Below are 25733 nucleotides of genomic sequence, written 5' to 3'. Positions count from 1 at the left end.
AATCGCTGTGGAATAATACTGGCTACTTATACAGGTGTTGGCCGTCAGGCCTTATTGATTACGTGAGGACTTTAATGGACGACAACAAGAAGAAAGCCTTGGCTGCGGCCTTGGGTCAGATCGAACGTCAATTCGGCAAGGGTGCCGTAATGCGTATGGGCGATCAGGACCGTCAGGCTATTCCTTCCATCTCCACCGGCTCCCTGGGCCTGGACATTGCGCTTGGCATCGGCGGCCTGCCAAAAGGCCGAATCGTTGAAATCTACGGTCCTGAGTCGTCCGGTAAAACCACCCTGACGCTGTCCGTGATCGCCCAGGCCCAGAAAGCCGGCGCGACCTGCGCCTTCGTCGACGCCGAACACGCCCTGGACCCGGAATACGCCGGCAAACTGGGTGTCAACGTCGACGACCTGCTGGTTTCCCAGCCGGATACCGGCGAACAGGCTCTGGAAATCACCGACATGCTGGTGCGTTCCAACGCGGTTGACGTGATCATCGTCGACTCCGTGGCGGCACTGGTACCAAAAGCTGAAATCGAAGGTGAAATGGGCGACATGCACGTGGGCCTCCAGGCTCGCCTGATGTCCCAGGCCCTGCGCAAGATCACCGGTAACATCAAGAACGCCAACTGCCTAGTGATCTTCATCAACCAGATCCGTATGAAGATCGGCGTGATGTTCGGCAGTCCGGAAACCACCACCGGTGGTAACGCGCTGAAGTTCTACGCCTCGGTTCGCCTCGATATCCGCCGTACTGGCGCGGTGAAGGAAGGTGACGAGGTGGTCGGCAGCGAAACCCGCGTCAAGGTCGTGAAGAACAAGGTGGCTTCGCCGTTCCGTCAGGCCGAGTTCCAGATTCTTTACGGCAAGGGCATCTACCTTAATGGCGAGATGATCGACCTGGGTGTGCTGCACGGTTTCGTCGAGAAGTCGGGCGCCTGGTATGCCTACAACGGCACCAAGATCGGTCAGGGCAAGGCCAACTCGGCCAAGTTCCTGGCGGATAACCCGGAAGTCGCCGCTGCCCTTGAGAAGCAACTGCGTGACAAGCTGTTGAGCCCGGTGGCAGACGTCAAGTCCGTGGCTAATCGCGAGACCGCTGACGACCTGGCTGACGCTGACATCTGATCGAATCGATGACCGTCGTCCTCGATACCCTCGTCGCGGTGCGACGAACCGCGATGGACCTGCTCGCCAGGCGCGAGCATGGTCGAGTCGAGCTGACGCGTAAGCTGCGTCAGCGCGGCGCTCCCGATGAGTTGATCGACACAGCCCTCGACCGTTTGACCGAAGAGGGCTTGCTGTCGGAGTCCCGTTACCTGGAAAGCTTTGTCTCTTATCGCGCTCGCTCCGGTTATGGTCCTTTGCGAATTCGTGAGGAACTGGGCCAGCGTGGTTTGCAACGCCCGGATATCGAACTTGCCTTGCGCGAAAGCGGTATCGATTGGCAGGAGCAACTGACGGACACCTGGCGCCGCAAGTTCTCAGGACATTTACCCATCGATGCACGGGAACGAGCCAAACAAGGGCGTTTCCTGGCGTATCGAGGTTACTCCATGGAAATGATCAACCGCTTGTTCAGCGGTCGCGGTATGGATGACTAAACAAAAACGGCCTGCTATTTCGATAGCAGGCCGTTTTTTTATGGGCTCAGGTTACCTTGATCGGCTCCCATGTGAGGGGGTGGGGTTTTGAGGCGGGCTGGGCCCAGTTTTGCGGCAGGTTGATGTAATCCACCAGTTCCCTCAAGCGACCGTGATCCCGGGCGTTGAAGGCAAACGCCAGTCGGGTCAGATGACTGAACTGGGCTTCGTCGTGCTCTTCACCGCTGTAGTCATGTTGATGAAAACAGTCGTTGAGGCACAAATCGGCGAATTCTCCCTGCATCTGCTGCAACGCCTGTTCGTTTAGCTTGTGATTCATGCGGATCACGAACTGATGCTTGAGCCAGCGGCTGGAGTGAAAGTTGCGGTAGAACTGGTTGATTTCTTCCACGGCCTCTTCGGCGTTGTACACCAGGCGCATCAGCTTCATGTCGGTGGGCAGGATGTAGCGGTTTTCCTCCAGTTGCTCGCGGATAAAGTTCAGGGCTCCTTGCCAGAACTTGCCCCCTGGCACATCCAGCAGGACCACCGGTACCAAAGGGCTCTTGCCTGTCTGTACCAGCGTCAGGACTTCCAGCGCTTCATCAAGCGTGCCGAAACCGCCGGGGCAGAGCACCAGTGCGTCGGCCTCTTTGACAAAAAACAGTTTACGGGTGAAGAAGAAGTGGAACGGCAGCAGGTTCGGCGTGCCCTCGACGGTCGGGTTTGCGTGTTGCTCGAAAGGCAGGGTGATGTTGAATCCCAGGCTGTGGTCGCGCCCTGCGCCTTCATGGGCGGCGGCCATGATGCCACCGCCGGCGCCGGTGATGACCATCATGTCCGAGCGGGCCAGCGCCGCCCCCAGCTCTCGGGCCAGGCCATACAGCGGATGTTCGATGGGTGTTCGGGCCGAGCCGAAGACCGTGACCTTGCGTCGGCCCTTGAACTGCTCGAGGGTACGGAAGGCGTGTTCCAGTTCCCTCAGGGCTTGTAGTGTGATCTTGGCATTCCAGCGGTTGTGATCTTCCTGGGCCATGCGCAGCACGGTCAGGATCATGTCTCGGTAAATGGGGAGGTTGGGGCTGTTGGGGGAGACCAGGTTGAGTTGCTCTTCGACCTTGCGGGTGAGGTCGTGGCCATGGTTCTCAAAATGACGACTGAGCAGGTCATTCGGTTTGTAAGGCATTCAGCTTCTCCTTCTTAACAGGACCCCGGCCCGGACGAGAGATTCATCGAGGCCACGACACTCCGTGTGTCGTTGTCAGCCCAAGCATCGGCCTGGAGGGTGACCTGGCTTGACGCGGTCTGCAGCAAGGCGACCAAGCCATCCAGCGGGTTCTGCTTTTCCCTTTGATAAAAAACAATCACACACCAAGGTGTTGGCCAGGCAGCCTCTTTCTGCCCGATGAAAATACTATGGATACTTTGAATCTAGACCCTCATGCCGATCTTTGCTGCCCTGATCATGGCGCGCAAAAGTGACCGTTGGCAACCGCTGATACATGCCGTGAACGATTGCACCGCTCGTCAGATTGCCGGCCGGGTGCGTGTCGCTCTGATTTACTGATAACAAGCGTGCCAATGCAATTTGACGCCCAGGGTTGGGTGCCACGTGATGGATTGCAGCGAATCGGGGCAGGGAGGCGGGAGAAATGACCAGGGTCACTCTGGAGCTCGACAGGCAGTTGTACTTGATGTTGTTGGAGTCGGCACAGGCCAATCGGGTGAGTCTTGAGGACGAATGCTGTCGTCGGCTGGGAGGGCGAGCATGGCGCTCGCGTTACTTGCAGGCGCTGGTGGCGGAGTTGCGCGCCGACGATGAGCAGCGGCGCGCAAGTTCAGGTTGATTACTTCTTCGTCTTGGCCGGTTTCGGGCAATCCGATTCCTGGAAGCGCTCGGTCGCGACCGGGCGGTTGGTCTTAACCTCGGTGAACTCGTAGCGCATGGTTGCGCCCTTGGCCATCAACTTGCGGAAACCTGGATTGGTGCACACCGTAGAGCCCAACTGGAAATACACAGCCTTGGGGTCTGCGCGCATTTTCTGGGCGTGACTGCTTTGCACACTGAGATGGTTGATCAGCTCGGTGCCTTCGACGGTATAACCCTGGTCGAGAATGTCTTCGTTGATTGCCCGCGGCGTTCCGACGCTACTTTCCTTGGCGACGTTCTGCAGCATCTTGTTCAGTTCGAGTTCTTTCAGCGAAGCAGCCTGAGCGCTGAAGGACGTCGCCAGCAGAACGGCAACGGTAGGGACGATAAGGCGCAGCATGAAACTCTCCTGGTTCAGTGACTGGTGGTTCGACCGATCACATGACTGTGCGTTCAGTGGCCGGGAATTATAGGGGCACCAGGGTGGACGGTACAGGCTCGTGCGCTCTGGTAGACTGCCGGCCTTTATTGCCCTGCCGAGTGTTGTTCGTGTCGAGTTTTCCTTTCTGCCGGCGTTGCCCATGATGAATCACGCCCCTAACGCCGTAGCCCGCCTGCGCGACCAGCGCATCGATGAAGGAATCAGGCCGATCCAGGCCCGTGGCTGGCGCGCGCCCCGTTGCAGCGCCTGCCGAGTGATCGAGAGCCATTGCCTGTGCGCCTGGCGTCCGAGTGTCGAGACCCGCTCCGGGGTCTGCCTGATCATGACCAACAAGGAAGTGTTCAAACCGAGCAACACCGGTTGGCTGATTGCCGACGTCGTGCGCGACAATCACGCGTTCATCTGGTCGCGCACCGACGTCGACGAGCAACTGCTGGCGCTGCTGAACGATCCGCAATGGCAACCGTACCTGGTGTTTCCGGGCGAATACGTCGAGCCGTCACGGGTGACCCATGCGGTTGATCTTGATCATTCCAAGCGCCCGCTGTTCATTCTGCTGGATGCGACCTGGACCGAGGCGCGGAAGATTTTTCGTAAAAGCCCGTATTTCGACCGACTGCCGATCCTGAGCCTGCTGCCTGACAGACTGTCGCGTTACCGCCTGCGCCGTTCGACCCGCAGCGAGCACCTGTGCACCGCCGAAGTGGCGGCGTTGTGTCTGGAGCTGGCGGGGGACAGCGCTGCCGCTTCGGCCCTGGACGCCTATTTCGATGTGTTCAGCCAGCATTACCTGGGCGCCAAGGGCCAGCAGGAGGTGAACGTCTCGACCCCGGCCCACGCCGAGTTGCAACCCTTTATCCGTGCGCCGCAAGCAGTATTGGACCAATAGTGGCGCATACTTGACACTGTGATGGCCGTGCTGCTTGACCACCCCGGCTTCGCTGGGCATGCTTGGCGCCGACCGGGGCGCCGCCAATGTTTGAAACGCCGTGTTTGGCGTTGAATGTGCCCCTGTGGATGCCGCTGCATGGCGGTGTCTTGAGTTGTCTTGGCGAGGCGCGAATGCATCGGGCCTGCCATTAAAAACAGGATCATTTGAAAAATGGCCACATACGAAATCCTGATTGCCGATGACCATCCGCTCTTTCGCAGCGCATTGCATCAGGCTGTGACCCTGGGCCTCGGCCCGGCTGTCCGGTTGACGGAGGTGGCCAGTATCGCGGAACTGGAGGTCCAGTTGACGGCGAAGGCCGATTGGGACCTGGTGCTGCTGGACCTGAACATGCCCGGTGCCTATGGTTTTTCAGGGCTGGTGCTGTTGCGCGGCCAATACCCGCAGATCCCTGTGGTCATGGTCTCTGCCCAGGAAGAAGCCTCGGTGATGGTCAAGGCCAGGGAGTTCGGCGCCAGCGGATTCATACCCAAGTCCAGTTCCCTTGAGATGATTCAGAAGGCCGTGAAGGCGGTCCTGGACGGCGATGTCTGTTGGCCGCCCCAGGCGTTCGAGGCGGTGAGCGTGTCCGAGGAAGCCAAGGCCGCCAGCGAGGGGCTGGCCAGTCTCACGCCGCAGCAGTTCCGGGTGTTGACCATGGTCTGCGAAGGCTTACTGAACAAACAGATTGCCTACGAACTGAACGTTTCGGAGGCCACCATCAAGGCTCACGTCACGGCGATCTTTCGTAAACTGAACGTGCGCACCCGGACCCAGGCGGCCTTGCTGCTGCAACAACTTGAGTCAATTTCACCGCAGGCTTAGTGTTCCGGTTCACGCTTTTTTGACCGGGTTTGAATTAGCTTCTCCACTCCTTTTCGATCAGTTGCCCACTCTATGTCACCTTTTAAAGGCCAGACCGGCCTGAAACGCATCCTCAACGCCTCCGGCTATTCCTTGGACGGGCTGCGTGCAGCTTTTGTCGGCGAAGCGGCTTTCCGTCAGTTGGTGTTGCTCAATGTCGTGTTGATTCCGTTGTCATTCTTCCTGAACGTCAGTCGTGTCGAGCAGGCGCTACTGATTGCCGTGTGCCTGTTGGCATTGATTGTGGAATTGCTCAACTCGGCGGTGGAGGCGGCCATCGACCGCATCTCCCTGGAGCTGCACCCATTGTCAAAAAATGCCAAGGACATGGGCAGCGCGGCCCAGTTAGTCGCTCTGACGATGATCGCGTTGGTGTGGGGCGTGGTGCTGTTGTAACGGCTCAGGCAATGGTCGGCAGCACGATTTCGTCGCTGCGCTGGGCCCCGGCGGTGAAAGCCCGGCACAGCTCGAGGAATTCGCGCATGGCCGAGGTCTGGTACTTCTGTTTATGCCAGATGAAATAAAACTGCCGCGCCAGGTCCATGTCCGGGGTTTCCACTGCGACAAGGCTGCCTCGGCGGAAGGCGTCGCGCAGGGCCAGGCGTGAGATGCAGCCAATGCCCAGGCCGGATTCAACGGCGCGTTTGATTGCTTCGGTGTGTTCCAGCTCCAGGCGGATATTCAGCGCGCTACGGTGATGACGCATGGCCTGGTCGAAGGTCAGGCGTGTGCCGGAACCCTGTTCCCGTAGAATCCACGCCTCATGGGTCAGTTCCTCCATCGTCGCCTGGCCGCGCTTGGCCAGCGGGTGTTGAGGGGCGCAGAACACCACCAGTTCGTCCTCGACCCAGCTCTGCACCTCGATGTCCGGATGGCTGCAGTCACCTTCGATTAGACCCAGATCAATTTCATAGTGAGCAACCTGGTGCACGATATTGGCAGTGTTTTGCACGTGCAGCTTCACCTGGCTTTCTGGATGGCGCTGCATGAAACCGCCGATCAACAAGGTCGCCAGGTAATTGCCGATGGTCAGTGTCGCGCCGACCGCCAGTGAGCCGAAACCGGACTTGCCGTTGAGCAGGTCTTCGATTTCCTTGGCCTGGTCCAGCAGTGCCACTGCCTGGGGCAGCAGTTGTTTGCCCAGGGCATTGAGGCTCAGGCGCTTGCCGGCACGGTCGAACAATTGGCAGCTCGATTGCCGCTCCAGTTCGGTGATGGAGGTGCTGGCCGCCGACTGCGACAGATTGAGTTGGCCCGCAGCGCGAGACACGCTTTCCTGCTGGGCCACGGCGACGAAGACTTGAAGTTGACGGAGAGTAAATCGCATATCGATATAACCGATAACCCTTATCTTAATAATCCATTTAACAGATATTGTCGCCGCCATTAGAATGCGATGCAATTGCGCAGATTATCGGCGCAGGCATTATTCCCAGGAGTCCCCGTACATGAGCAACATGAACCACGAGCGTGTCCTCAGTGTTCATCACTGGAACGACACTCTGTTCAGCTTCAAGTGCACCCGCGATCCGGGCCTGCGCTTCGAGAACGGTCAGTTCGTGATGATCGGCCTGCAACAGCCCAATGGCCGCCCGCTTATGCGCGCTTACTCGATTGCCAGCCCGAACTGGGAAGAGCATCTCGAATTCTTCAGCATCAAGGTGCCTGATGGTCCGCTGACCTCCCAGTTGCAGCACCTGAAGGAAGGCGACGAGATCATCATCAGCAAGAAACCCACCGGCACCCTCGTGCTGGACGATCTCAAGCCTGGCAAGCATTTGTACCTGCTCAGCACCGGTACTGGCCTGGCGCCGTTCATGAGCGTCATCCAGGACCCGGAAACCTATGAGCGTTTCGAAAAAGTGATCCTGTGCCACGGCGTGCGTTACGTCAATGAAGTCGCTTACCGCGAATTCATCACCGAACACTTGCCGCAGAACGAGTTCTTCGGCGAAGCGCTGCGTGAAAAGCTGATCTACTACCCGACCGTGACGCGTGAGCCGTTCGAGAACGAAGGCCGCCTGACCGACCTGATGCGCAGCGGCAAGCTGTTCCGCGACATCGGCCTGCCACCGATCAACCCGCAGGACGACCGCGCCATGTTGTGCGGCAGCCCGAGCATGCTCGACGAGACCAGCGAAGTGCTCAACAGCTTCGGCCTGACCGTTTCGCCGCGTATGCGCGAGCCGGGTGATTACCTGATCGAGCGGGCGTTTGTAGAGAAGTAAGCTGCAGTCTGTGGAGTGGCTGATGACCGTGACCCGGTCCAACAGTTGTCCACAAAAAAAGCCCGCGCCGCCTGAATAAGGCCGCGCGGGCTTTTTCGTTCCTGGCGATCACTGCTTAGCTGGAATCACTTCCAACACCCGGATCAACCCCGGCTGCGGGTAATGCCAGCGAACGTCCACATCCCAGAACTGCGCACCATATTCCCGTTCCGCTGTAGGAACCTGGTATGCCGGGCGTGGGTCTTGGGTCAGACATTGTTCGATCAGCGCCACCAAGGGCTCTGCCAGGCGCGTGGCGTGATCCTGGGCTTGTAGCAGGGCTGTGTCCGCCCATTGCACGGGGATGAGCTCAGGTGCTGCACTGGCGATGTTGTTGGACGCCGCGCCTATGATGTCGGCGTAAGGCACGTAGGGCTTGATGTCCAACACCGGCGTGCCGTCCAGCAAGTCGATACCCGAGATCCACAGGCGCCCGGCTTCGACCCGCTCCAGCTTCACCACCGATTGGCCGATGCCATTGGGACGGTGGGTGGCGCGGGTGGCGAACACGCCCATGGACTTGTTACCACCCAGGCGCGGCGGCCTTACTTTCAACCGCGGCTTGTCTTCCAGGGCCTGGTGGAACAGGAACAGCAGCCAGACATGGCTGACCTGCTCCAACCCCTGCACCGCTTCGCCCTGATCGAACGGCGCCACCAGCTCCAGCACTCCGCGCGCGGCGGGGGCCAGTTGCGGTTGGCGGGGAATGGCGAACTTCTCCTTGAAACAGGAGCGGACGAAGCCGATGGGGGAGACGCTGTAGGTCATGGGTTGAAATCGAGGCGAGATGGAGAGGGCATGATAACGCGAGAGCTGAAATCGACACGGTCCTCTGTGGCGAGGGAGCTTGCTCCCGCTGGGCTGCGAAGCGGCCCCCTGGTGCTGTCTGACACACCGCGAGGGGCCGCTGCGCGTCCAGCGGGAGCAAGCTCCCTCGCCACAAAAGCCCCCAGGATTCAGCTGTCCTTCAACGTCAGCCGCGCACGCGCAGCGTCAGGCCCTTGAGGAAATTGCGCAGCAACTGGTCGCCACACGGGCGATAGTTGGTGTGGCCGAACTTGCGAAACAGCGCGCTCAGTTCCGGCTTGGACACCGGGAACTCGGCGGCCTTGAGGATGGCGTGCATGTCGTCCTCCTTCAGCTCGAACGCCACTCGCAGTTTCTTGAGAATGATGTTGTTGGTCACCGGCACTTCGATCGGCTGCGGCGGGCGGCTTTCGTCCTTGCCACGCTTGAAGATCACCAGGCCATCGAGAAAATGCGCCATGACCTCGTCAGGGCAGAACACGAAGCCTTCTTCCTCGTCTTTCTTGAGGTAGCCCGCCAGGTCGGCCAGGGAGACTTCCAGGCCGCCCAGCTTGATGATCTCGATGACTTTCTTGTCGCTGATGTCGAGCATGTAGCGCACGCTGCGCAGTACGTCGTTGTGAATCATGTGTGCAGTCCTGATCAATCGGCAGTGGGCGCCCCGGTTCGGTGCGGCGCCGGAAAATTAGAATTTCTCTTTGGCAGACAGGTAGCGCCACTGGCCCAGCGGCACCTTGCCAATGGACACGCCGCCGATGCGAATGCGGCGAATGGCGACGACCTTGAGCCCGACCGCCTGGCAAAACAGGGCGATCACGCCGGGCTGCGGGTTTTTCATGGCAAAGCGCAGGCGGTTCTCGTTCTGCCAGCTGGCCTTGACCGCCGGCAGCTCCTTGCCCTTGTAGGTCAAGCCATGGTTCAGGCGATTGAGGCCATGGGCGACCATTTCGCCTTCGACTTCCACCACGTATTCCTGCTCGATCTTGGCGGCGTCGGCGGTGAGTTTGCGCAAGATCTTCCAGTCCTGGGTGAACACCAGCAGCCCGCTGGCGTTGGCCTGCAGGTCGGCGCTGGCGCTCAGGCGCAGGAAATGGCCCTTGAGCGGGCGTTTGCCGAAGCGATGTTCTTCGCTCAGGGTCTGCGGTCCAAGGGAGGCCATCGCGGTGTCTACATCCATGCCCGCCGGGACGTTCAGCAGGAGTGTCACCGGCTCGGGCGCGGTGGCCTTGGCCTCGGGGTCGAGTTCGACCTTCTGGGTGGTGACCTTGAACTGCGGTTCATCGATCACTTCGCCATCCACGGTGACCCAGCCGCCCTCGATGAACAACTCAGCCTCCCGACGGGAACAGCCGACGAGTTCGATGAGGCGTTTGGAGAGACGAATCGGGTCAGTCATGACGGGGGCCGTAACAAAAAGAGGGTGGGCATTGTACCTGCCTGGCGCCGGTTAATCGCGGGTCCATTTGCCTCATACCGTTTTTAGCCGCGTCCAGCCTTCAGGTCGGGCTGCTTGTAGCGCATGTGCAACAGCGGGTAGGGTTGGTTCATGCCATCTTTCGCCGAGCGCCCGACCACTTCGAAGCCTTGCTTGAGGTAAAAGCCCAGGGCTTGCGGGTTCTGCTCGTTGACGTCCAGTTGATCGGCGTTCAGCTGTTCCATGGCGTAGTGCAGCAGTTGCTTGCCCAGGCCCTGGCCACGGTGCTGCGGGTCGATGAAGAGCATCTCGATCTTGCCGGCCGCGACGCCGGCGAAACCGGTGATCCGCTGGCGCGAGTCCCGGGTGCAAATGAGCATCACCGCATCCAGGTAACGGGTGAGCACCAGGTTTTTCAGCAGCTCGATGTAGCTGTCCGGCAGGAAGTCGTGGGTGGCTCGTACCGATGCCTCCCACACCTGGGTCAGTTCCTGGTAGTCGCTCGGTTTCGGTGTGTGGATGACCGAATGCTGACGCATGCCCGCCTGTTCCTTGTGCTGGATGTTCGGTGTTTCTCCATACGATAGCCGTAAAAAAGCCCCGCATCTTGTCGCAAGGGCAGGGCTTTTCAGTTTTTTCGAGGTGGCCGAGCAATGGCTGGAGGCACAGAACCTGTGGCGAGGGAGCTTGCTCCCGCTGGGCAGCGCAGCGGCCCCCGGTTTTTTGCGATTGCTGCGCAATCGAGCGGGAGCAAGCTCCCTCGCCACAAAAGCCGGCTCGGCTTGAGCCCAAGAAGCCTGGATCAACCGATCTGCTCAGCCCACAAATCGTACTCGTCGGCATCAGTCACCTTGCACCAGACTTTGTCGCCCGGCTTGAGGTTGCTGCCATTGTCGATGAAGACGTTGCCATCGATTTCCGGGGCGTCGAAGAAGCAGCGGCCCACGGCGCCTTGTTCGTCCACTTCATCCACCAGCACTTTGATTTCACGGCCGATGCGCATTTGCAGGCGCGCCGAGCTGATGGCCTGCTGGTGCGCCATGAAGCGTTCCCAACGGTCCTGCTTGACGTCGTCCGGCACCACGTCCAGGTCCAGGTCATTGGCCGGTGCGCCTTCGACGGGGGAATACTGGAAGCAGCCGACGCGGTCGAGCTGGGCTTCGGTCAGCCAATCCAGCAGGTACTGGAAGTCTTCTTCGGTTTCACCGGGGAAGCCGACGATGAAGGTCGAGCGGATGATCAGGTCCGGGCAGATTTCGCGCCAGTTCTTGATGCGGGCCAGGGTCTTGTCTTCGAACGCCGGGCGCTTCATGGCCTTGAGGACTTTCGGGCTGGCGTGCTGGAACGGGATGTCCAGGTACGGCAGGATCTTGCCGGCGGCCATCAGCGGGATCAGTTCGTCGACGTGCGGGTATGGATAGACGTAATGCAGGCGAACCCAGACGCCGAGGGTGCTGAGGGCTTCGCACAGTTCGGTCATGCGGGTTTTCACCGGCGCGCCGTTCCAGAAGCCGGTGCGGTATTTCACGTCGACGCCGTAGGCACTGGTGTCCTGGGAGATCACCAGCAGTTCCTTGACGCCGGCCTTGACCAGGCGCTGGGCCTCGTCAAGCACATCGCCCACCGGGCGGCTCACCAGCTTGCCGCGCATCGACGGGATGATGCAGAAGCTGCAGCTGTGGTTGCAGCCTTCGGAAATCTTCAGGTAGGCGTAGTGGCGCGGGGTCAGCTTGATGCCTTGCGGCGGCACCAGGTCGATCAGCGGGTTATGGTCCTGGCGTGGCGGCACGACGTCGTGCACGGCGTTGACCACCTGCTCGTACTGCTGCGGACCGGTCACGGACAACACGCTCGGGTGCACGTTGCGGATGTTGCCTTCTTCCACGCCCATGCAGCCGGTGACGATCACCTTGCCGTTTTCCTTGATGGCTTCGCCGATCACTTCCAGGGACTCGGCCTTGGCCGAGTCGATGAAGCCGCAGGTGTTGACCACCACCACGTCGGCGTCCTGATAGGTGGACACAACGTCATAGCCTTCCATGCGCAACTGGGTCAGGATGCGCTCGGAGTCGACCAGAGCCTTCGGGCAACCCAGGGATACGAAGCCAACCTTCGGATTGGCGGGCGCGGTAGTGGTGGACATGTCTAACCTCGGTGTAGGGGGATCGTCTCTTGCCGAGACAGGGCGCCTGGCGCGCCTCTGATCAAAAAGTGCGCAATTCTATCCAGGGTCGACGCACTTGACCAGCTTTATACCGGGAAATACGACGAGTGCTGCGCTATGCTTCGCGCCTTTGCGTTCTGACGATTGCTACAGTCAACAAAACGTCTGTAACAATACGTAAAACAACGCATGCTGCCTCAACAAAGCATAGTGCTTCGTTCAAGAAGCCAGGTCTGGAATCAGGAGTGTTGGATGGGTCATGCAAGTAGTCAGGCGGCAAGTGCCGAGCATTCGGCAGCGAAACCGCTGAGCATGCTGGTCGCGGCGGTCGGAGTGGTTTATGGCGACATCGGCACGAGCCCGTTGTACACCCTCAAGGAAGTGTTTTCCGGTGCCTACGGCGTACCTGTCAATCATGATGGTGTACTGGGGATTCTCTCGCTGATTTTCTGGTCGCTGATCTGGGTCGTGTCGATCAAGTACATGATGTTCGTCCTGCGTGCCGACAACCAGGGCGAGGGCGGGATCATGGCGCTCACCGCCCTGGCGCGGCGGGCAGCGGCGGGACGGGCGAGGTTGCGCAAATTGCTGGTGGTCTGCGGCCTGATCGGCGCGGCGCTGTTCTACGGCGACAGTATGATCACGCCAGCGATCTCCGTGCTCTCGGCCATTGAAGGCCTTGGCCTGGCGTTCGAAGGCATCGATCACTGGGTGGTGCCCTTGTCGCTGGTGGTGCTGGTGGGGCTGTTCCTGATCCAGCGCCACGGCACTGCACGGATCGGCACCCTGTTTGGCCCGATCATGGTGACCTGGTTCCTGGTGCTAGGCGCCCTGGGCGTGTACGGCATCGCTCAACATCCGGAAGTGTTGCAGGCGGTGAACCCGGTCTGGGCCGTACGTTTTTTTATCGTCCATCCGGGCATGGGCGTGGCGATCCTCGGTGCCGTGGTGCTGGCGCTGACCGGCGCCGAAGCGCTGTACGCCGACATGGGGCACTTCGGCCGCAAACCGATTGCCCGTGCCTGGTTCATCCTGGTGTTGCCGGCGCTGGTGCTTAATTACTTCGGCCAGGGCGCGTTGTTGCTGGGCGACCCGGAAGCGGCGCGCAACCCGTTTTATCTGCTGGCGCCGAGCTGGGCGCTGCTCCCGTTGGTGGGCCTGTCGACCCTGGCCACGGTGATTGCCTCGCAAGCGGTGATTTCCGGTGCGTTCTCCCTGACGCGCCAGGCGATCCAGCTCGGTTACATCCCGCGCATGTACATCCAGCACACCTCCAGCGCCGAGCAGGGCCAGATCTATATCGGTGCGGTGAACTGGTCGCTGATGGTCGGTGTGGTGCTGTTGGTGCTGGGTTTCGAATCTTCCGGCGCGCTGGCGTCGGCCTACGGCGTGGCCGTGACGGGTACGATGCTGATGACCACGATCCTGGTGTCCGCCGTGATACTGCTGTTGTGGAAGTGGCCGCCGCTGCTGGCTGTTCCGTTGCTCCTCGGTTTCCTTTTGGTGGACGGCCTGTACTTCGCCGCCAACGTGCCGAAAATCATCCAGGGCGGTGCGTTCCCGGTCATCGCCGGTATTGTCTTGTTCGTGCTGATGACCACGTGGAAGCGCGGCAAACAATTGCTGGTGGAGCGCCTGGATGAAGGTGCGTTGCCTCTGCCGATCTTCATCAGCAGCATCCGCGTGCAGCCGCCGCACCGTGTCCAGGGCACCGCCGTGTTCCTGACCGCGCGTTCGGACGCTGTGCCTCACGCCCTGTTGCACAATCTATTGCACAACCAGGTGCTGCATGAGCAAGTGGTGCTGCTGACGGTGGTGTACGAAGACATTCCCCGGGTACCGCCGCAACGGCGTTTCGAGGTCGATGCCTATGGCGAAGGGTTCTTCCGGGTGATCCTGCACTTTGGTTTTACCGACGAGCCGGACGTCCCGCTGGCGCTCAAGCTCTGTCATCTCGATGACCTGGACTTCAGCCCGATGCGCACCACCTACTTCCTCAGTCGCGAGACCGTCATCGCCTCCAAGCTTGAGGGCATGGCCCGCTGGCGCGAGATACTGTTCGCTTTCATGCTGAAAAATGCCAACGGCAACCTTCGTTTCTTCAATCTGCCGTTGAACCGGGTGATTGAACTGGGGACGCAGGTGGAGATGTAGCATCAGGAAAACAAAAGCCCTCGTTGCCTTGCGGCGGCGGGGGCTTTTTTGTAGGCGACACAAAAGCTGATGCCAAGGTAATGCTGTCCACTTAAGGCAATCGACAAGCCCGTGGCGAGGGAGCTTGCTCCCGCTGGGCCGCGAAGCGGCCCCAAAACCTGCCAAATGCGGGGGAGTCAGGCACACCGCACCCGCCGGTTTGCGACTGCTTCGCAGTCGAGCGGGAGCAAGCTCCCTCGCCACGGGTCCATCATTTTTCTTGAATGAACGGTAATAGCTCCCATAGAGGTGGGGCAGTCGAGCACAAAAAAGCCCCGGCAACCTTGAGGCTGCCGGGGCTTTTGTCAGGCGTATATCGACTTACTGTTCGGCTGTCTTGTTCTGTCGCTTGTTGATCTCATCGATCAGGCGCTTGGCCAGGGCCGGGTAGTTTTCGTCGAAGTGGTGGCCGCCAGGCAATTTGATGGCTTCACCCACGGCAGTCTTGTCGGTGCAGCCGCTTTCGTCGGCTTCTTCACCGCCGTAGATGCACACCACTTTCTCGGCTGGCAGCTTGGCCATTTCCGGGCCGGTGGCGGCTTCGGTGCCGGCGTTGCCGAGCCAGCCTTCGACTTCGATCTCGAAGCTGCCGGTGCGGGCGAAAGCCAGCAGGATGATCGCATCGACCCGCTGTTGTTCGGTGGCTGGCAGACGATTGTAGATGGCTGGCAACACGTCGGCACCGAAGGAGTAGCCGGTCAGGATGAAGCGCTTGGTGCCCCAGACCTGACGGTAGTGCTGCATCAGTTCGGTCAGATCCGCCGCGCTTTGTTCCGGGCTCTTGTGCTGCCAGTAGTAGCGCAGGGTGTCGATGCCGACCACTGGGTAGCCAATCTTGGCCATTTCATCGGCCACGTCGCGGTCCAGGTCACGCCAGCCGCCGTCTCCGGAGAGAAACAGGGTCACGGTATCCCGCGTCTGGCTGGCTGGGACTTCCACCACCGGGATGCTCAGGCCGCCCTTGGCCTTGTCGGTGCCGACCAGGATCTTGCGCAGCTCGTTGTTCAGGACTTGTGGCAGATTGATGTCGTAGTCGCTGATGCTGGTCTCGGCATTCGACTGATCGCGTACGAAGCCGGCGCTGGTGTCGTCGGGGTTATCGTTCCAGGCCACCAGCCAGTGGCCGTGGGCTGCGCTTTTGGGCAGCAAGTGTGTGCAGCCGGGTTTTTCCAGGGCCAGGTCCACCGACACGGCCTTGGCCTTGTCATCCTTCTGCTCGGCCAGCCAGCGCCAGGCCAGCACAGCGCCAGGGCCGATGCCGCTGACCAGCGTGGCTGGCCCTTGGAGCTGCCGCAGACCCGTCTGCAGGGCGCGACCTTGCAACAGGCAGTCCTTGGGCAGGATCACCTGAACGATCTGTGCCGAGCCGCTGCGGCTGAGGGTCGTCAACTGCGTGTCGCTGAGCTTCTGGTCTTCATTGACCGCCACCAGTACCTGGGCGCGCGGCTTGGTGCCGGGGATGACCCGAGTCATCGCTACGCCATCGGTGGGCGCCAGTTGTTCCAGGGTCGGTTGCGGGGCCGGGCGGTTCCAGTACCAGTAACCACCACCGAGAATCACCGCCAGCACCAGCAGGGCGGCCACTACGTATCGCCAGGAGCGTTGCATCATCAGCGTTTCACCAATCCAGTCAGGCCGCCTGCAATCAGGGCGGCGGTATCAGCCAGCGCCACCAGCGGATCGAGTCCGGCGGGCACGGCCATGTAGCGAGGTTCCCAGTCAGGCTGGAATTTGTCTTTGAAGCGGCGCAGCCCCTGGAAGTTATAGAGCTGCTCGCCACGGCGGAACACCATCGAACCCAGGCGTTGGGTCAATGGTGCGCCGCGACGCGGTTGCAGGCCTGACAGCGGGACCATGCCGAGGCTGAAGCGGGCGTAGTCATGATTTTTATAATGCTGGATGAGACCGACCATCATGAACTCCATGGTCAGTTTCGGGGCCTCGGGGTGGGCGCGCATCAGGTCGAGGCTGGCCAGTTCGTGGCTGTGGGTTTCCAGCAGGTTGGCGAACGCCACCGGCCGGCCCTCGAAACGAATCACGGCGATGCGGAAATGCTTGAGGTAGTCATCACTGAAACGGCCCAGGGAGAAACCTTTCTCACGCACGTTCTTGCCGGTCAGCCAGGCATCGGAAATGACCTTGAGCTCATCCATCGGCGCCTGGCCCGGTTCGTGGATCTCCAGCGACAGGCCGTCACGGGTGCCGCGGTTCCAGGTGTAGCGCAAATCCTTCATCTCTTTGCCCTTGGCTTCGAGATCGAAACGCTTGAGGTCGACCCGTGCTTCCTCGCCCAGCTTGATGGCTGTCAGGCCGATGTCCATGTAGTACGGCAGGTTCTCGGCACGTACCTGATAGAACACGGGGCGGGCATGGTGGATGTCACACAGGTCGCGGAACTGCCAGATCATTTCAGCCCGTTGCTGGGTAGGACCGATCGGATCGTACAGCGCCACCAGGCTGCGACCACGGCGGGCGTACATCAGGAACGCTTCGTCGTTGGGGTGAAACAGCAACGCTTTGTCACCGGTCAGGGCCAGGCCGCCGTCGGGTTGCGACGATGCCATGAGGATCGTTTTGGCCCGCTCCAGCTCTTCAGCCGTTGGCACGTGGATCACCGGCCGCGCGGTACGCAACAGCCAGGTCAGGGATACCATCACCAGCAGGACCGCGGCGCCCAGCAGCGAGCGCAGGCCGCGCGGGGCGTCGGCATCGAGGGTGAACTGCCACCAGAGTTGATGGCTGTAGGGCACGTCCTGGTAAGCAAACAGCAGCAGCCAGATCGACGCGCCCAGCACGCAGATACTGGCGATCAGGAACAGTGGGGAAAAGGGCAGTTCAGTCAGGCGGCTGGGACGATAAAAGGAACGCCGGAACACCGCCAGCAGGGCGGCCGTCAGGGTCAGTAACGTGGCTTCTTCCCAGTCGAAGCCCTTGAGCAGAGAGAGCAGGGCGCCCACCAGGAGCAAGACCGTGGTCAGCATCCAGGCGGCTGACAGGCGACGGCGCAAGCCTTGGGCGAGCAACAGGCACAACACGCCCACCAGGCTGGCGCCGAAGTGCGAAGCGTCGACCAGCCGATGAGGGATCAGGAAGCCGATGTGCTCAAGGCGGGTGTCGATTTCCGGTGTCACCCCGGAAAACAGCAGCACCACGCCCGAAAGAAACACCAGCACCGCCAGGATCGGCGCAGCGAAACCCGATGCCGCCCGCAGGCTCTGGCGCGTCTGGAACAGCCGTTGCGCTTCATTGATCAGCAACAGTACGCAGGCCACCAGCATCGGCAACAGCACATAGATCAAGCGATACAGCAACAGCGCGGCGGCCAGTGGCGCGGCCCCGAGTTTGTCGGCGAACGCGGCCAGCAGGATCGCTTCGAACACGCCGACACCGCCCGGTACATGGCTGAGCACCCCAGCAGCCAACGCCAGCAGGTACACCAGCAGGAAGGCGCCAAACGGCGGCGCTTCGGGCAGCAACAGATACAACACGGTGGCGGCTGCGGCGACATCCAGCGCGGTGATCACCAGTTGCAGAAAGGTCAGGCGTCGGCCCGGCAGGCGCAGTGTGCGGCGTCCGGCTTTTACCAGCAGGCTGTCACGATGAGGCTGTTCCGGCAGGCGTCTGCGGTAAATGCCGATGGCCAACACGCTGGTGAGCAGCAGCACCGCCACGGAAATGGCCCCCAGCAAAGTCGCAGGCAGGTGCAGCGCGGCGGACGCGGCGGGCAGGTTGCTGAGCGTCGCCAGGGCCGCCAACGGCGGCAACGCGCAGCCCAGGGACAGGCTGGCGAACAGCGTCATGTGGGCGACATCCGAGGCCCCCAGGCCATGACGCGCATACAGACGGTAGCGAACAGAGCCGCCCGACAGCAGTGACAGGCCAATGGCGTTGCCGATGGCGAACGCGGTGAACCCACCCAGGACCATGGTTTGTGGCGGCAGTGTCACCCCGGCATAACGGCTGGCGGACCATTCGTAGCCCAAAAGAATGATGAAGCCGGCTACCGTGGCGGCGATCGCGCCCAGCAGGGCCGGTCGTGGCACTTCCAGAATTGAATCGTGCAGGGCGTAAAGATCGAGCTCGCTCAGCAAGTGGCGACAGGCAATCAAGGCGATCGCAAACAGTAGCAACGTGACCGCGAGACCAATAGGCTGGCGGTATTGACTGATCCGATCCAGCCAGCGCAATCGTTCGGCTTTGATCGGTTGTGTCGCAGTAACAGGGTCTTGCGGGTCAGACGAGTGGGCGCGCATCAATCACCTCTTGAGCTATGCGCGACAGGATGGGGGTATCCAGCCAAGTTACCAATCCCCGCGAAGGAAAATAATTACAAAATATTTGTAATGTAGAGCTTTTTCTGCCAGGCACAAAAAAGGCCACTCTTTCGAGCAGCCTTTCTTGATATTTGGTTGCGGGAGCCGGATTTGAACCGACGACCTTCGGGTTATGAGCCCGACGAGCTACCAGACTGCTCCATCCCGCGTCTGTGTGGCGGCATTCTACAGGCGAACGCCCGAGTGTCAACCGTTAAAAGGTAATGGGCTCAAATAAACGCTCGATCCGTCCCTTGTCTTCCTAAATGCTCGGAATTTAAAGGAAATTGTCCTACAACTGTTGCATGCAGGCGGCGACTCTCTGACCAGGCAGTCAAAAATGGACACGCACAAAAAAGGCCACTCTTTCGAGTAGCCTTTCTTGATGTTTGGTTGCGGGAGCCGGATTTGAACCGACGACCTTCGGGTTATGAGCCCGACGAGCTACCAGACTGCTCCATCCCGCGTCTGTGTGGCGGCATTCTACAGAGGATCGCGCTGCTGTCAACCCTGGCCTCACAAAAAACTGTTCCGCTTCAAGCGGTTAGCCTTGGAGAAAGGCATTGTGACAGCGCTGTGACGCAGGCCTGGCAAGGGCTGAGCTCTATTGGAGGCTTGGTTGCGATTGATGAAGTAAATTTGTGTGGGCACTTTCGGCTCTCAACGAAGGATCTTTCAAACTACTGGTGCTATATACAGGTGTCGGTGCGATACTGGTGGCCCGATTCGTCGCATACTCTGCTTCTTTATTTATGACGCAACGTAAGATCATTCATGTCGACTGTGACTGTTTCTATGCCGCTATCGAAATGCGCGATGACCCGCGGCTGGCCGGCAAGCCCTTGGCGGTGGGAGGCTCGGCGGATCGGCGGGGCGTGATTGCCACCTGTAACTACGAAGCGCGGGCCTATGGGGTGCGCTCGGCCATGTCCTCCGGCCACGCCTTGAAGCTTTGCCCGGACCTCACCATCGTCAAGCCACGAATGGATGCCTATCGGGAAGCGTCGAAGGAAATTCATACGATTTTCAGCGATTACACTGACCTGATCGAGCCGCTGTCGCTGGACGAGGCCTACCTGGACGTCTCCGCCAGCGCCCATTTCGGTGGCAGCGCCACGCGCATCGCCCAGGACATTCGCCGGCGGGTTTCCAACCAGTTGCACATCACGGTGTCGGCAGGCGTCGCGCCGAACAAGTTCCTGGCCAAGATCGCCAGCGACTGGAAGAAGCCCAACGGGTTGTTCGTCATCACCCCCGACCAAGTCGAGGATTTTGTCTCGGCCCTGCCGGTCAGCAAGCTTCACGGTGTTGGAAAGGTCACCGCCGATAAGCTGAACCGGCTTGGCATCGTCGATTGCCTGCAGTTGCGCCAATGGGACAAGTTGGCGCTGGTGCGCGAATTCGGCAGTTTCGGTGAGCGGCTCTGGAGCCTGGCTCGTGGGATCGATGAGCGGCTGGTGCACAACGACAGCCGACGGCAGTCCATCAGTGTGGAAAACACTTACGATGTCGACCTGCCTGACCTGGTGAGTTGCCTCGACAAACTGCCGGAACTGATGGAAACCCTCAGCGGACGCATGGCGCGGATCGACAGCAGTTATCGACCGGGCAAGCCGTTCGTCAAAGTGAAATTCCACGACTTCACCCAGACCACACTGGAACAGGCCGGGGCAGGGCGGGACCTGGGCAGCTACCAGTTGCTGTTGACCCAGGCGTTCAACCGGGGCGGCAAGCCGGTGCGGTTATTGGGGATCGGGGTGCGGCTGGAGGATTTGCGCGGTGGGTTTGAGCAGTTGGAGTTGTTTGAGCGGTGAGGCTGTCGGTTGGCTGAATGCCTTGTCTTGCCTTGCCTTGCTCTTGCCTTGCTCTTGTGGCGAGGGAGCTTGCTCCCGCTGGGCCGCGTAGCGGACCCAAAACTGCTACTCAACTTATCTGATATATCGAGGTGGCTTGGTTTCAGGGCTGCTGCGCAGCCCAGCGGGAGCAAGCTCCCTCGCCACAAGAGAGGTTGACCAATCCAAGCTGGACTCAGTTGGCGCCAGGATCCGCCACCAACCGTCCACCATCCTTGGTCAGTGCTTTCAAAAACTCGGTCTGCAACTCCGGATCATTGCGGGTCAGTTCGATCAGGCTTTGTTCCAGTTCGCTGGCCTCTTCTTCAAGCCCCAGCTCCGACAGGCGCTTGACTCGATGCACCCATTGGCTCACCTCGTCATCTTCCAGATCGTCATAGATCAACGCGTGAGCTTCCAGCAGCTTGCTGCGCAGGGTGCTGCTGATGCTCAGGGATGAGTCGGTGTGCACTTCGTCCTGGGCATCCGTCACGCTGATCTGCAATTTGCCGAATTGGCTCAGGTTCTGCTCGGCGAACGGGCTTTCCAGCAGGTTCAGGCGCAGCACGCCGTTACGGTCGGTGCTCAGCTCGAAGGTTTGCCGGGCGACCTTGACCTCCACCGGGCGTTCGCTCCAAGGCAGGCTCGAGTGTTCCGTACGCTTGTCGCGCTGGACTTCGTCGATGCCCGCCAGGTTCTGCTGGGCGCGGCCATGGGAGGGGACGTTCATGAACGGGTTGAGCCCGGCGAAGCCATAGCTGATCCAGTCACGGGTCGCCGAGTCCGGCAGGTTGCCAAGGGCGAACACATTGACCACGTTCGCACCGACGCCGGCCACCACGGCCACCGCGCCCAGGGGAATCTCGTAGATCTCCCGCCAGGGTTGGTACGGCGTGTAGCGATCGTAATGACGAGTGACCTCGAACTCGGTGACTTCGAAGGTCTTCTGCTCATTGATGCGCACCCGACGCTGCGGCAGGTCGAGCACCTTGGGTTCGCCCACGTCGATTTGCAGGCTGTGGTCGAGCAATTTGCGCTCGACCCGCTCTTCGTGCTCGCTGCGTTGCGACATTTGGTTGGCACAGCCGCTGACCAGCAGGGCGCCGCACAGGGCGGCGCCACCGAGGCCTAAGGTGTTTCGCTTGAACATGACGTCTCTATCTGGTGTCAGCGGCGGATACGGGCCTGGAGGAACGACAGCACGTCGGCGACCGGCAGCGCTTGCGGCTCGGCTTCGGTGCGGCTCTTGTATTCCAGGTTGCCTTCGGCCAGGCCACGGTCACTGACGACGATCCGATGCGGGATGCCGATCAGTTCCATGTCCGCGAACTTGATGCCGGGGCTGGTTTTCTTGTCGCGGTCGTCCAGCAGCACTTCAAAGCCGGCGGCCGTCAGTTCGGCGTAGAGCTTGTCGGTGGCTTCACGCACCAGGTCGGTTTCATAGCGCAGCGGCACCAGGGCAATCTGGAAAGGCGCCAGCGTGTCGCTCCAGATGATGCCTTTCTCGTCGTTGTTCTGCTCGATGGCGGCAGCTACCACGCGAGAAACACCGATGCCGTAGCAGCCCATTTCCAGGGTGACCGGCTTGCCGTTCTCGCCCAGTACTTCGCACTTCATCGCCTTGCTGTACTTGTTGCCCAGCTGGAAGATGTGCCCGACTTCGATGCCGCGCTTGATTTCCAGGGTGCCCTTGCCGTCCGGGCTCGGGTCGCCGGCCACGACGTTGCGCAGGTCCGCGACGGTTGGGACCGGCAGGTCGCGTTCCCAGTTCACGCCGAAGTAGTGTTTGTCGTCGATGTTGGCGCCGATGGCGAAGTCGCTCATCAACTCCACCGAGCGGTCGATGATGATCGGCAGCGGCAGGTTCAGCGGGCCGAGGGAACCGGCACCGGCGCCGATGGCGTCGCGCAGTTCGGCTTCGGTAGCCATGACCAGCGGGCTGGCGACGCCTGGCTGGTTGGCGGCCTTGATTTCGTTCAGCTCGTGATCGCCACGGATGATCAGGGCGATCAGCTTGCCGGCTTCTTCGGCCCGCACGATCAATGTCTTGATGGTGCGTTCGATTGGCAGGTTGTAGCCTTCCACCAGTTGGGCAATGGTCTTGGCGTTCGGCGTGTCCACCAGGCGCAACTCTTCGGTCGGCGCGGCGCGGGAGGTTTCCCGTGGCACGGCTTCGGCTTTCTCGATGTTGGCGGCGTAGTCGGAGCCATTGCTGAAGACGATGTCGTCTTCGCCAGACTCGGCCAGTACGTGGAACTCGTGGGAGCCGGCACCGCCGATGGAGCCGTTGTCGGCTTCAACCGGACGGAACTTCAGGCCCAGGCGGGTGAACACGTTGCAATATGCCTGGTGCATGCGGTCGTAGGTGACTTGCAGCGAGGCCAGGTCGGTGTGGAACGAGTAGGCGTCCTTCATGATGAATTCGCGACCGCGCATCAGGCCGAAGCGTGGACGGATTTCGTCACGGAATTTGGTCTGGATCTGATACAGGTTGATCGGCAGCTGCTTGTAGCTGCTCAACTCGTTGCGCATCAGGTCGGTGATCACTTCTTCGTGAGTCGGGCCTGCACAGAAGTCGCGCCCGTGACGGTCTTTGATGCGCAGCAGCTCAGGGCCGTATTCTTCCCAGCGCCCCGATTCCTGCCACAGCTCGGCCGGTTGGGTGCTCGGCATCAACACTTCCAGGGAGCCGGCAGCGTCCATCTCTTCGCGAACGATGGCTTCAACCTTGCGCATGACCCGCAGGCCCATTGGCAGCCAGGTGTAGAGGCCCGAGGCGAGTTTGCGGATCATGCCGGCACGCAGCATCAACTGATGGCTGATCACGACGGCGTCGGAAGGCGTTTCTTTCTGTGTGGCGAGCAAATATTGACTGGTGCGCATGGTTGGCCGTTGTCGGTTGCTGATGACGAGAAGTGACGGGGCATTGTACGGGCGAGATGCCCTGGCGTACAGGCGCGTGGCCGGTCGCCCGATGCGAACGCCGGTTTCCCCGGCGTTTTCTGACGTTTCCTACGACTCTTCCGCCGGTCGGGCGGGCGTCGGTTCGGCGGTGGGCGTCGAGCCCTGGCGACGGTTCTCCTGGAACCAGTGCAAGGCGATCAGCAGCAGGGTCGGAACGCCCAGCAACGCGGTGATCAGGAAGAAATTGTGATAGCCGAACTTCTCCACCATCACCCCTGAATAACCACCGATCAGGCGCGGCAGCAACAGCATGATCGAGCTGAGCAGGGCGTATTGGGTGGCGGAGAATTTCAGGTTGGTCAGGCTCGACAGGTAGGCGACGAACGCCGAAGTGGCCAGGCCGGAGCTGAAGTTGTCCAGGGAGATGGTGACAATCAACATCTTCAGGTTGGCGCCCATGTCGGTGAGCATCAGGAAGAGGATGTTGGTGCCCGCCGAGGCGACACCGCCGATGAACAGGATGGGCAGGATGCCGAAACGTACGATCAGCAAGCCGCCCATGCCGGCACCGACGAGGGTCATGATCAATCCGAAGATCTTGCTGACGCTGGCGATCTGGTCCTTGGTGAACCCTTGATCGATGTAGAACACGTTGGCCATGACACCCATGACGGTGTCAGACATGCGATAGGTTGCGATCAGTCCGAGCAGCAGCAGCGCCTGCCAGCGGTAACGCAGGATGAAATCGTTTACCGGCGTCAGCACCGGCGCTAATCCGCGGCGGCCCACGGCCGACAGGCACAGGGCGGTCAGGATGATATAGAGGATGGCCCGCAGGAACGCGCGGTCTTCGAGCAGTAGGTCAAGCAGGCTGACGCCCTCGAACAGCACGCTGGCGAAGTCGGTGTTGTAGAGCTGGGTGAACATCGCCGGGACAGACACCAGCAGCACGATCAGTACGAACACCGACGCCAGTTGATGGGCGAACGAGTAGCGTCCGGCCTGCAGTTGGGTGCGCAGAGGCACCGGCGGTTCGCGCATGAACAGCGAGGTAAGCAACGCCGGGACCATCAATACGCCGAACAGCAGGTAAGTGCCGGCCCAGGCCGAGTGTTTGTAGCTGAAGCCAGTGGAGCCAAACCCTTCGGCGAAAAACAGCGCGCCAGCAGTGGCCAGCAGTGCCGCGATGCGGTAGCCGGACATGTAGCTGGCGGCGAGGGCGGCCTGGCGGGTGTCGTCGGCAATCTCCAGGCGATAGGCGTCGACGGCGATGTCCTGCGTTGCAGAGGCGAAGGCCACGATGACGGCGATGGCGATCAACCATGACAGGTGTTTCTGTGGGTCGCAGAATCCCATGCCGACCAGGCCGAGGATTACCAGGCCTTGGGAGAGCACCAGCCATGAACGCCGACGCCCGAGTTTACCCAGCAGCGGCAGGCGCCATTGGTCGAGCAGCGGCGACCAGACCCATTTAAAGGCATACGCCAGGCCGATCAGGCTCGCGTAGCCGATGGTTTCGCGGGCCACACCGGCTTCGCGCAACCAGACCGAAAGTGTGGAAAACACTAGCATGTACGGCAAGCCGGCGGCGAAGCCAAGCAGCAACAGCACGAGCGTCGAGGGACTGGCATAGGCGGCGAGGGCGGCGCGCCAGGTTTTACGGGGCATGGGCTGGAGTCTGCCTCAAAAATTGCGAAAACAAAGCGCGCACTCTAACCGCTGTGCTCTACCGGGCGCCAGCCATGGCGCTGAATATCAACACGATTGTTCAGGACACTGATCCCTTCCATGCGCAGGCGTGCGCGCTGTTCATCCCCTGAGGCGCTGCCCGCCGGTAGACTGATCCGACCGCCGGCACCCAATACCCGATGCCAGGGCAGCTTCGTGTCGTTCGGCAACTGGCTGAGGGTCCGCCCGACCCAGCGCGCCGCGCGGCCCAGGCCGGCCATTTCGGCGAGTTGGCCGTAGGTGACCACCTTGCCGGCCGGCACTTGTGCCAGGGTCAGGTAAAGGGTCGTGCGGCGGATCTGGGCAGCGTTCTCGGTGTCCGTTGGGGTGTCAGTCACGTAAAGGGTTCCTGAAGGGGTGTCCGTCCGTAGATTAATTCCTACAAGGCTGATTGAGAAATGAACTCATCATCGATACGCGGG

Annotated in this window: 23 protein-coding genes and 2 tRNA genes; 9 read left to right on the top strand and 16 right to left on the bottom strand. The window is 60.7% G+C overall.

What is annotated here, in order from left to right:
• The first annotated feature begins 74 nt into the window (after positions 1-74).
• Both recA and recX read left to right on the top strand, forming a co-directional pair.
• Positions 75-1127 carry a recombinase RecA gene (gene recA / locus TK06_RS14995; protein WP_003198351.1) on the top strand — a complete coding sequence of 351 codons (1053 nt, stop codon included), beginning with the start codon at positions 75-77 and terminating at the stop codon, positions 1125-1127.
• Between the two features lie 8 nt (positions 1128-1135).
• A complete protein-coding gene (gene recX / locus TK06_RS14990; RefSeq protein ID WP_003198353.1) occupies positions 1136-1603 on the top strand; it encodes a recombination regulator RecX in 468 nt (155 codons plus the stop codon).
• Positions 1604-1649: 46 nt separating this feature from the next.
• On the opposite strand, the gene TK06_RS14985 is transcribed toward recX, so the two are convergent.
• Positions 1650-2768, bottom strand: a complete 1119-nt coding sequence (locus TK06_RS14985) for a TIGR00730 family Rossman fold protein (RefSeq protein WP_063322712.1) — start codon at positions 2766-2768, stop codon at positions 1650-1652.
• A gap of 466 nt (positions 2769-3234) precedes the next feature.
• On the opposite strand from TK06_RS14985, the gene TK06_RS14980 reads away from it, so the two are divergent.
• The gene (locus TK06_RS14980; RefSeq protein ID WP_063322711.1) at positions 3235-3429 is read left to right on the top strand and encodes a hypothetical protein; all 195 of its coding nucleotides are present in this window, start codon (positions 3235-3237) and stop codon (positions 3427-3429) included.
• Here TK06_RS14980 and TK06_RS14975 read toward each other — a convergent pair whose 3' ends face one another.
• Positions 3430-3852, bottom strand: a complete 423-nt coding sequence (locus TK06_RS14975; RefSeq protein WP_003198359.1) for a quorum-sensing-regulated virulence factor family protein — start codon at positions 3850-3852, stop codon at positions 3430-3432. It lies immediately after the preceding gene.
• Between the two features lie 184 nt (positions 3853-4036).
• Here TK06_RS14975 and TK06_RS14970 point away from each other — a divergent pair, with 184 nt between their 5' ends.
• The 3 genes from TK06_RS14970 to TK06_RS14960 all read left to right on the top strand — a co-directional run bounded on the left by TK06_RS14970 (position 4037) and on the right by TK06_RS14960 (position 6085).
• Positions 4037-4783 (top strand): tRNA-uridine aminocarboxypropyltransferase, encoded by a 747-nt coding sequence (locus tag TK06_RS14970; protein ID WP_063325156.1) that lies wholly within the window; start codon positions 4037-4039, stop codon positions 4781-4783.
• 213 nt (positions 4784-4996) lie between these two features.
• Positions 4997-5650, top strand: coding sequence for a response regulator transcription factor ErdR (erdR, locus tag TK06_RS14965; protein ID WP_003198362.1), 654 nt, complete (start codon positions 4997-4999; stop codon positions 5648-5650).
• 72 nt (positions 5651-5722) lie between these two features.
• Positions 5723-6085 (top strand): diacylglycerol kinase, encoded by a 363-nt coding sequence (locus tag TK06_RS14960; RefSeq protein ID WP_063322710.1) that lies wholly within the window; start codon positions 5723-5725, stop codon positions 6083-6085.
• 4 nt (positions 6086-6089) lie between these two features.
• Here TK06_RS14960 and TK06_RS14955 read toward each other — a convergent pair whose 3' ends face one another.
• Positions 6090-7016 (bottom strand): LysR family transcriptional regulator, encoded by a 927-nt coding sequence (locus tag TK06_RS14955; RefSeq protein WP_063322709.1) that lies wholly within the window; start codon positions 7014-7016, stop codon positions 6090-6092.
• A 121-nt stretch (positions 7017-7137) separates the two neighbouring features.
• Here TK06_RS14955 and fpr point away from each other — a divergent pair, with 121 nt between their 5' ends.
• Positions 7138-7917: a ferredoxin-NADP reductase gene (gene fpr / locus TK06_RS14950; RefSeq protein WP_003198368.1), complete on the top strand. Its 780-nt coding sequence runs from the start codon at positions 7138-7140 to the stop codon at positions 7915-7917.
• A 108-nt stretch (positions 7918-8025) separates the two neighbouring features.
• On the opposite strand, the gene tsaA is transcribed toward fpr, so the two are convergent.
• From tsaA to rimO, 5 genes are all read right to left on the bottom strand, one after another.
• Complete coding sequence (gene tsaA / locus TK06_RS14945) at positions 8026-8724, bottom strand: tRNA (N6-threonylcarbamoyladenosine(37)-N6)-methyltransferase TrmO (RefSeq protein WP_063322708.1); 699 nt, start codon at positions 8722-8724, stop codon at positions 8026-8028.
• 205 nt (positions 8725-8929) lie between these two features.
• The gene (locus TK06_RS14940) at positions 8930-9391 is read right to left on the bottom strand and encodes a DUF1456 family protein (protein ID WP_063322707.1); all 462 of its coding nucleotides are present in this window, start codon (positions 9389-9391) and stop codon (positions 8930-8932) included.
• A gap of 57 nt (positions 9392-9448) precedes the next feature.
• A complete protein-coding gene (locus TK06_RS14935) occupies positions 9449-10159 on the bottom strand; it encodes an rRNA pseudouridine synthase (RefSeq protein ID WP_063322706.1) in 711 nt (236 codons plus the stop codon).
• Positions 10160-10242: 83 nt separating this feature from the next.
• On the bottom strand, positions 10243-10716 hold the full coding sequence (locus tag TK06_RS14930; protein ID WP_063322705.1) for a GNAT family N-acetyltransferase: 474 nt from the start codon (positions 10714-10716) through the stop codon (positions 10243-10245).
• Positions 10717-10979: 263 nt separating this feature from the next.
• Positions 10980-12320, bottom strand: coding sequence for a 30S ribosomal protein S12 methylthiotransferase RimO (gene rimO, locus TK06_RS14925; RefSeq protein ID WP_063322704.1), 1341 nt, complete (start codon positions 12318-12320; stop codon positions 10980-10982).
• 333 nt (positions 12321-12653) lie between these two features.
• On the opposite strand from rimO, the gene TK06_RS14920 reads away from it, so the two are divergent.
• Entirely contained in the window at positions 12654-14495 is a 1842-nt protein-coding gene (locus tag TK06_RS14920; RefSeq protein ID WP_409077396.1) for a potassium transporter Kup, read from the top strand.
• 360 nt (positions 14496-14855) lie between these two features.
• On the opposite strand, the gene TK06_RS14915 is transcribed toward TK06_RS14920, so the two are convergent.
• The 4 genes from TK06_RS14915 to TK06_RS14900 form a co-directional block, all read right to left on the bottom strand.
• Positions 14856-16145, bottom strand: coding sequence for a virulence factor family protein (locus TK06_RS14915; protein WP_063322702.1), 1290 nt, complete (start codon positions 16143-16145; stop codon positions 14856-14858).
• Positions 16145-18787, bottom strand: coding sequence for a bifunctional lysylphosphatidylglycerol flippase/synthetase MprF (gene mprF / locus TK06_RS14910; RefSeq protein ID WP_063322701.1), 2643 nt, complete (start codon positions 18785-18787; stop codon positions 16145-16147). Before mprF ends, TK06_RS14915 begins: the two co-directional genes overlap by 1 nt.
• 153 nt (positions 18788-18940) lie before the next feature.
• Positions 18941-19017: transfer RNA gene (locus tag TK06_RS14905), tRNA-Met, on the bottom strand.
• Positions 19018-19237: 220 nt separating this feature from the next.
• A tRNA-Met gene (locus TK06_RS14900) sits at positions 19238-19314 on the bottom strand.
• A 285-nt stretch (positions 19315-19599) separates the two neighbouring features.
• Between TK06_RS14900 and dinB the strand changes: the two genes are divergently transcribed.
• Positions 19600-20661: a DNA polymerase IV gene (dinB, locus tag TK06_RS14895; protein ID WP_063322700.1), complete on the top strand. Its 1062-nt coding sequence runs from the start codon at positions 19600-19602 to the stop codon at positions 20659-20661.
• Positions 20662-20875: 214 nt separating this feature from the next.
• On the opposite strand, the gene TK06_RS14890 is transcribed toward dinB, so the two are convergent.
• From TK06_RS14890 to TK06_RS14875, 4 genes are all read right to left on the bottom strand, one after another.
• Positions 20876-21829: a hypothetical protein gene (locus TK06_RS14890; protein ID WP_063322699.1), complete on the bottom strand. Its 954-nt coding sequence runs from the start codon at positions 21827-21829 to the stop codon at positions 20876-20878.
• Between the two features lie 17 nt (positions 21830-21846).
• Positions 21847-23562 (bottom strand): proline--tRNA ligase, encoded by a 1716-nt coding sequence (locus TK06_RS14885; protein ID WP_063322698.1) that lies wholly within the window; start codon positions 23560-23562, stop codon positions 21847-21849.
• 129 nt (positions 23563-23691) lie between these two features.
• Positions 23692-25251 (bottom strand): AmpG family muropeptide MFS transporter, encoded by a 1560-nt coding sequence (locus tag TK06_RS14880; protein ID WP_063322697.1) that lies wholly within the window; start codon positions 25249-25251, stop codon positions 23692-23694.
• Positions 25252-25295: 44 nt separating this feature from the next.
• Entirely contained in the window at positions 25296-25649 is a 354-nt protein-coding gene (locus TK06_RS14875) for an MGMT family protein (protein WP_063322696.1), read from the bottom strand.
• Positions 25650-25733: the final 84 nt, after the last annotated feature.

Source organism: Pseudomonas fluorescens (assembly GCF_001623525.1).
Taxonomy (GTDB): Bacteria; Pseudomonadota; Gammaproteobacteria; order Pseudomonadales; family Pseudomonadaceae; genus Aquipseudomonas; species Aquipseudomonas fluorescens_Q.
This window is presented reverse-complemented; position numbering and strand designations above follow the sequence as displayed.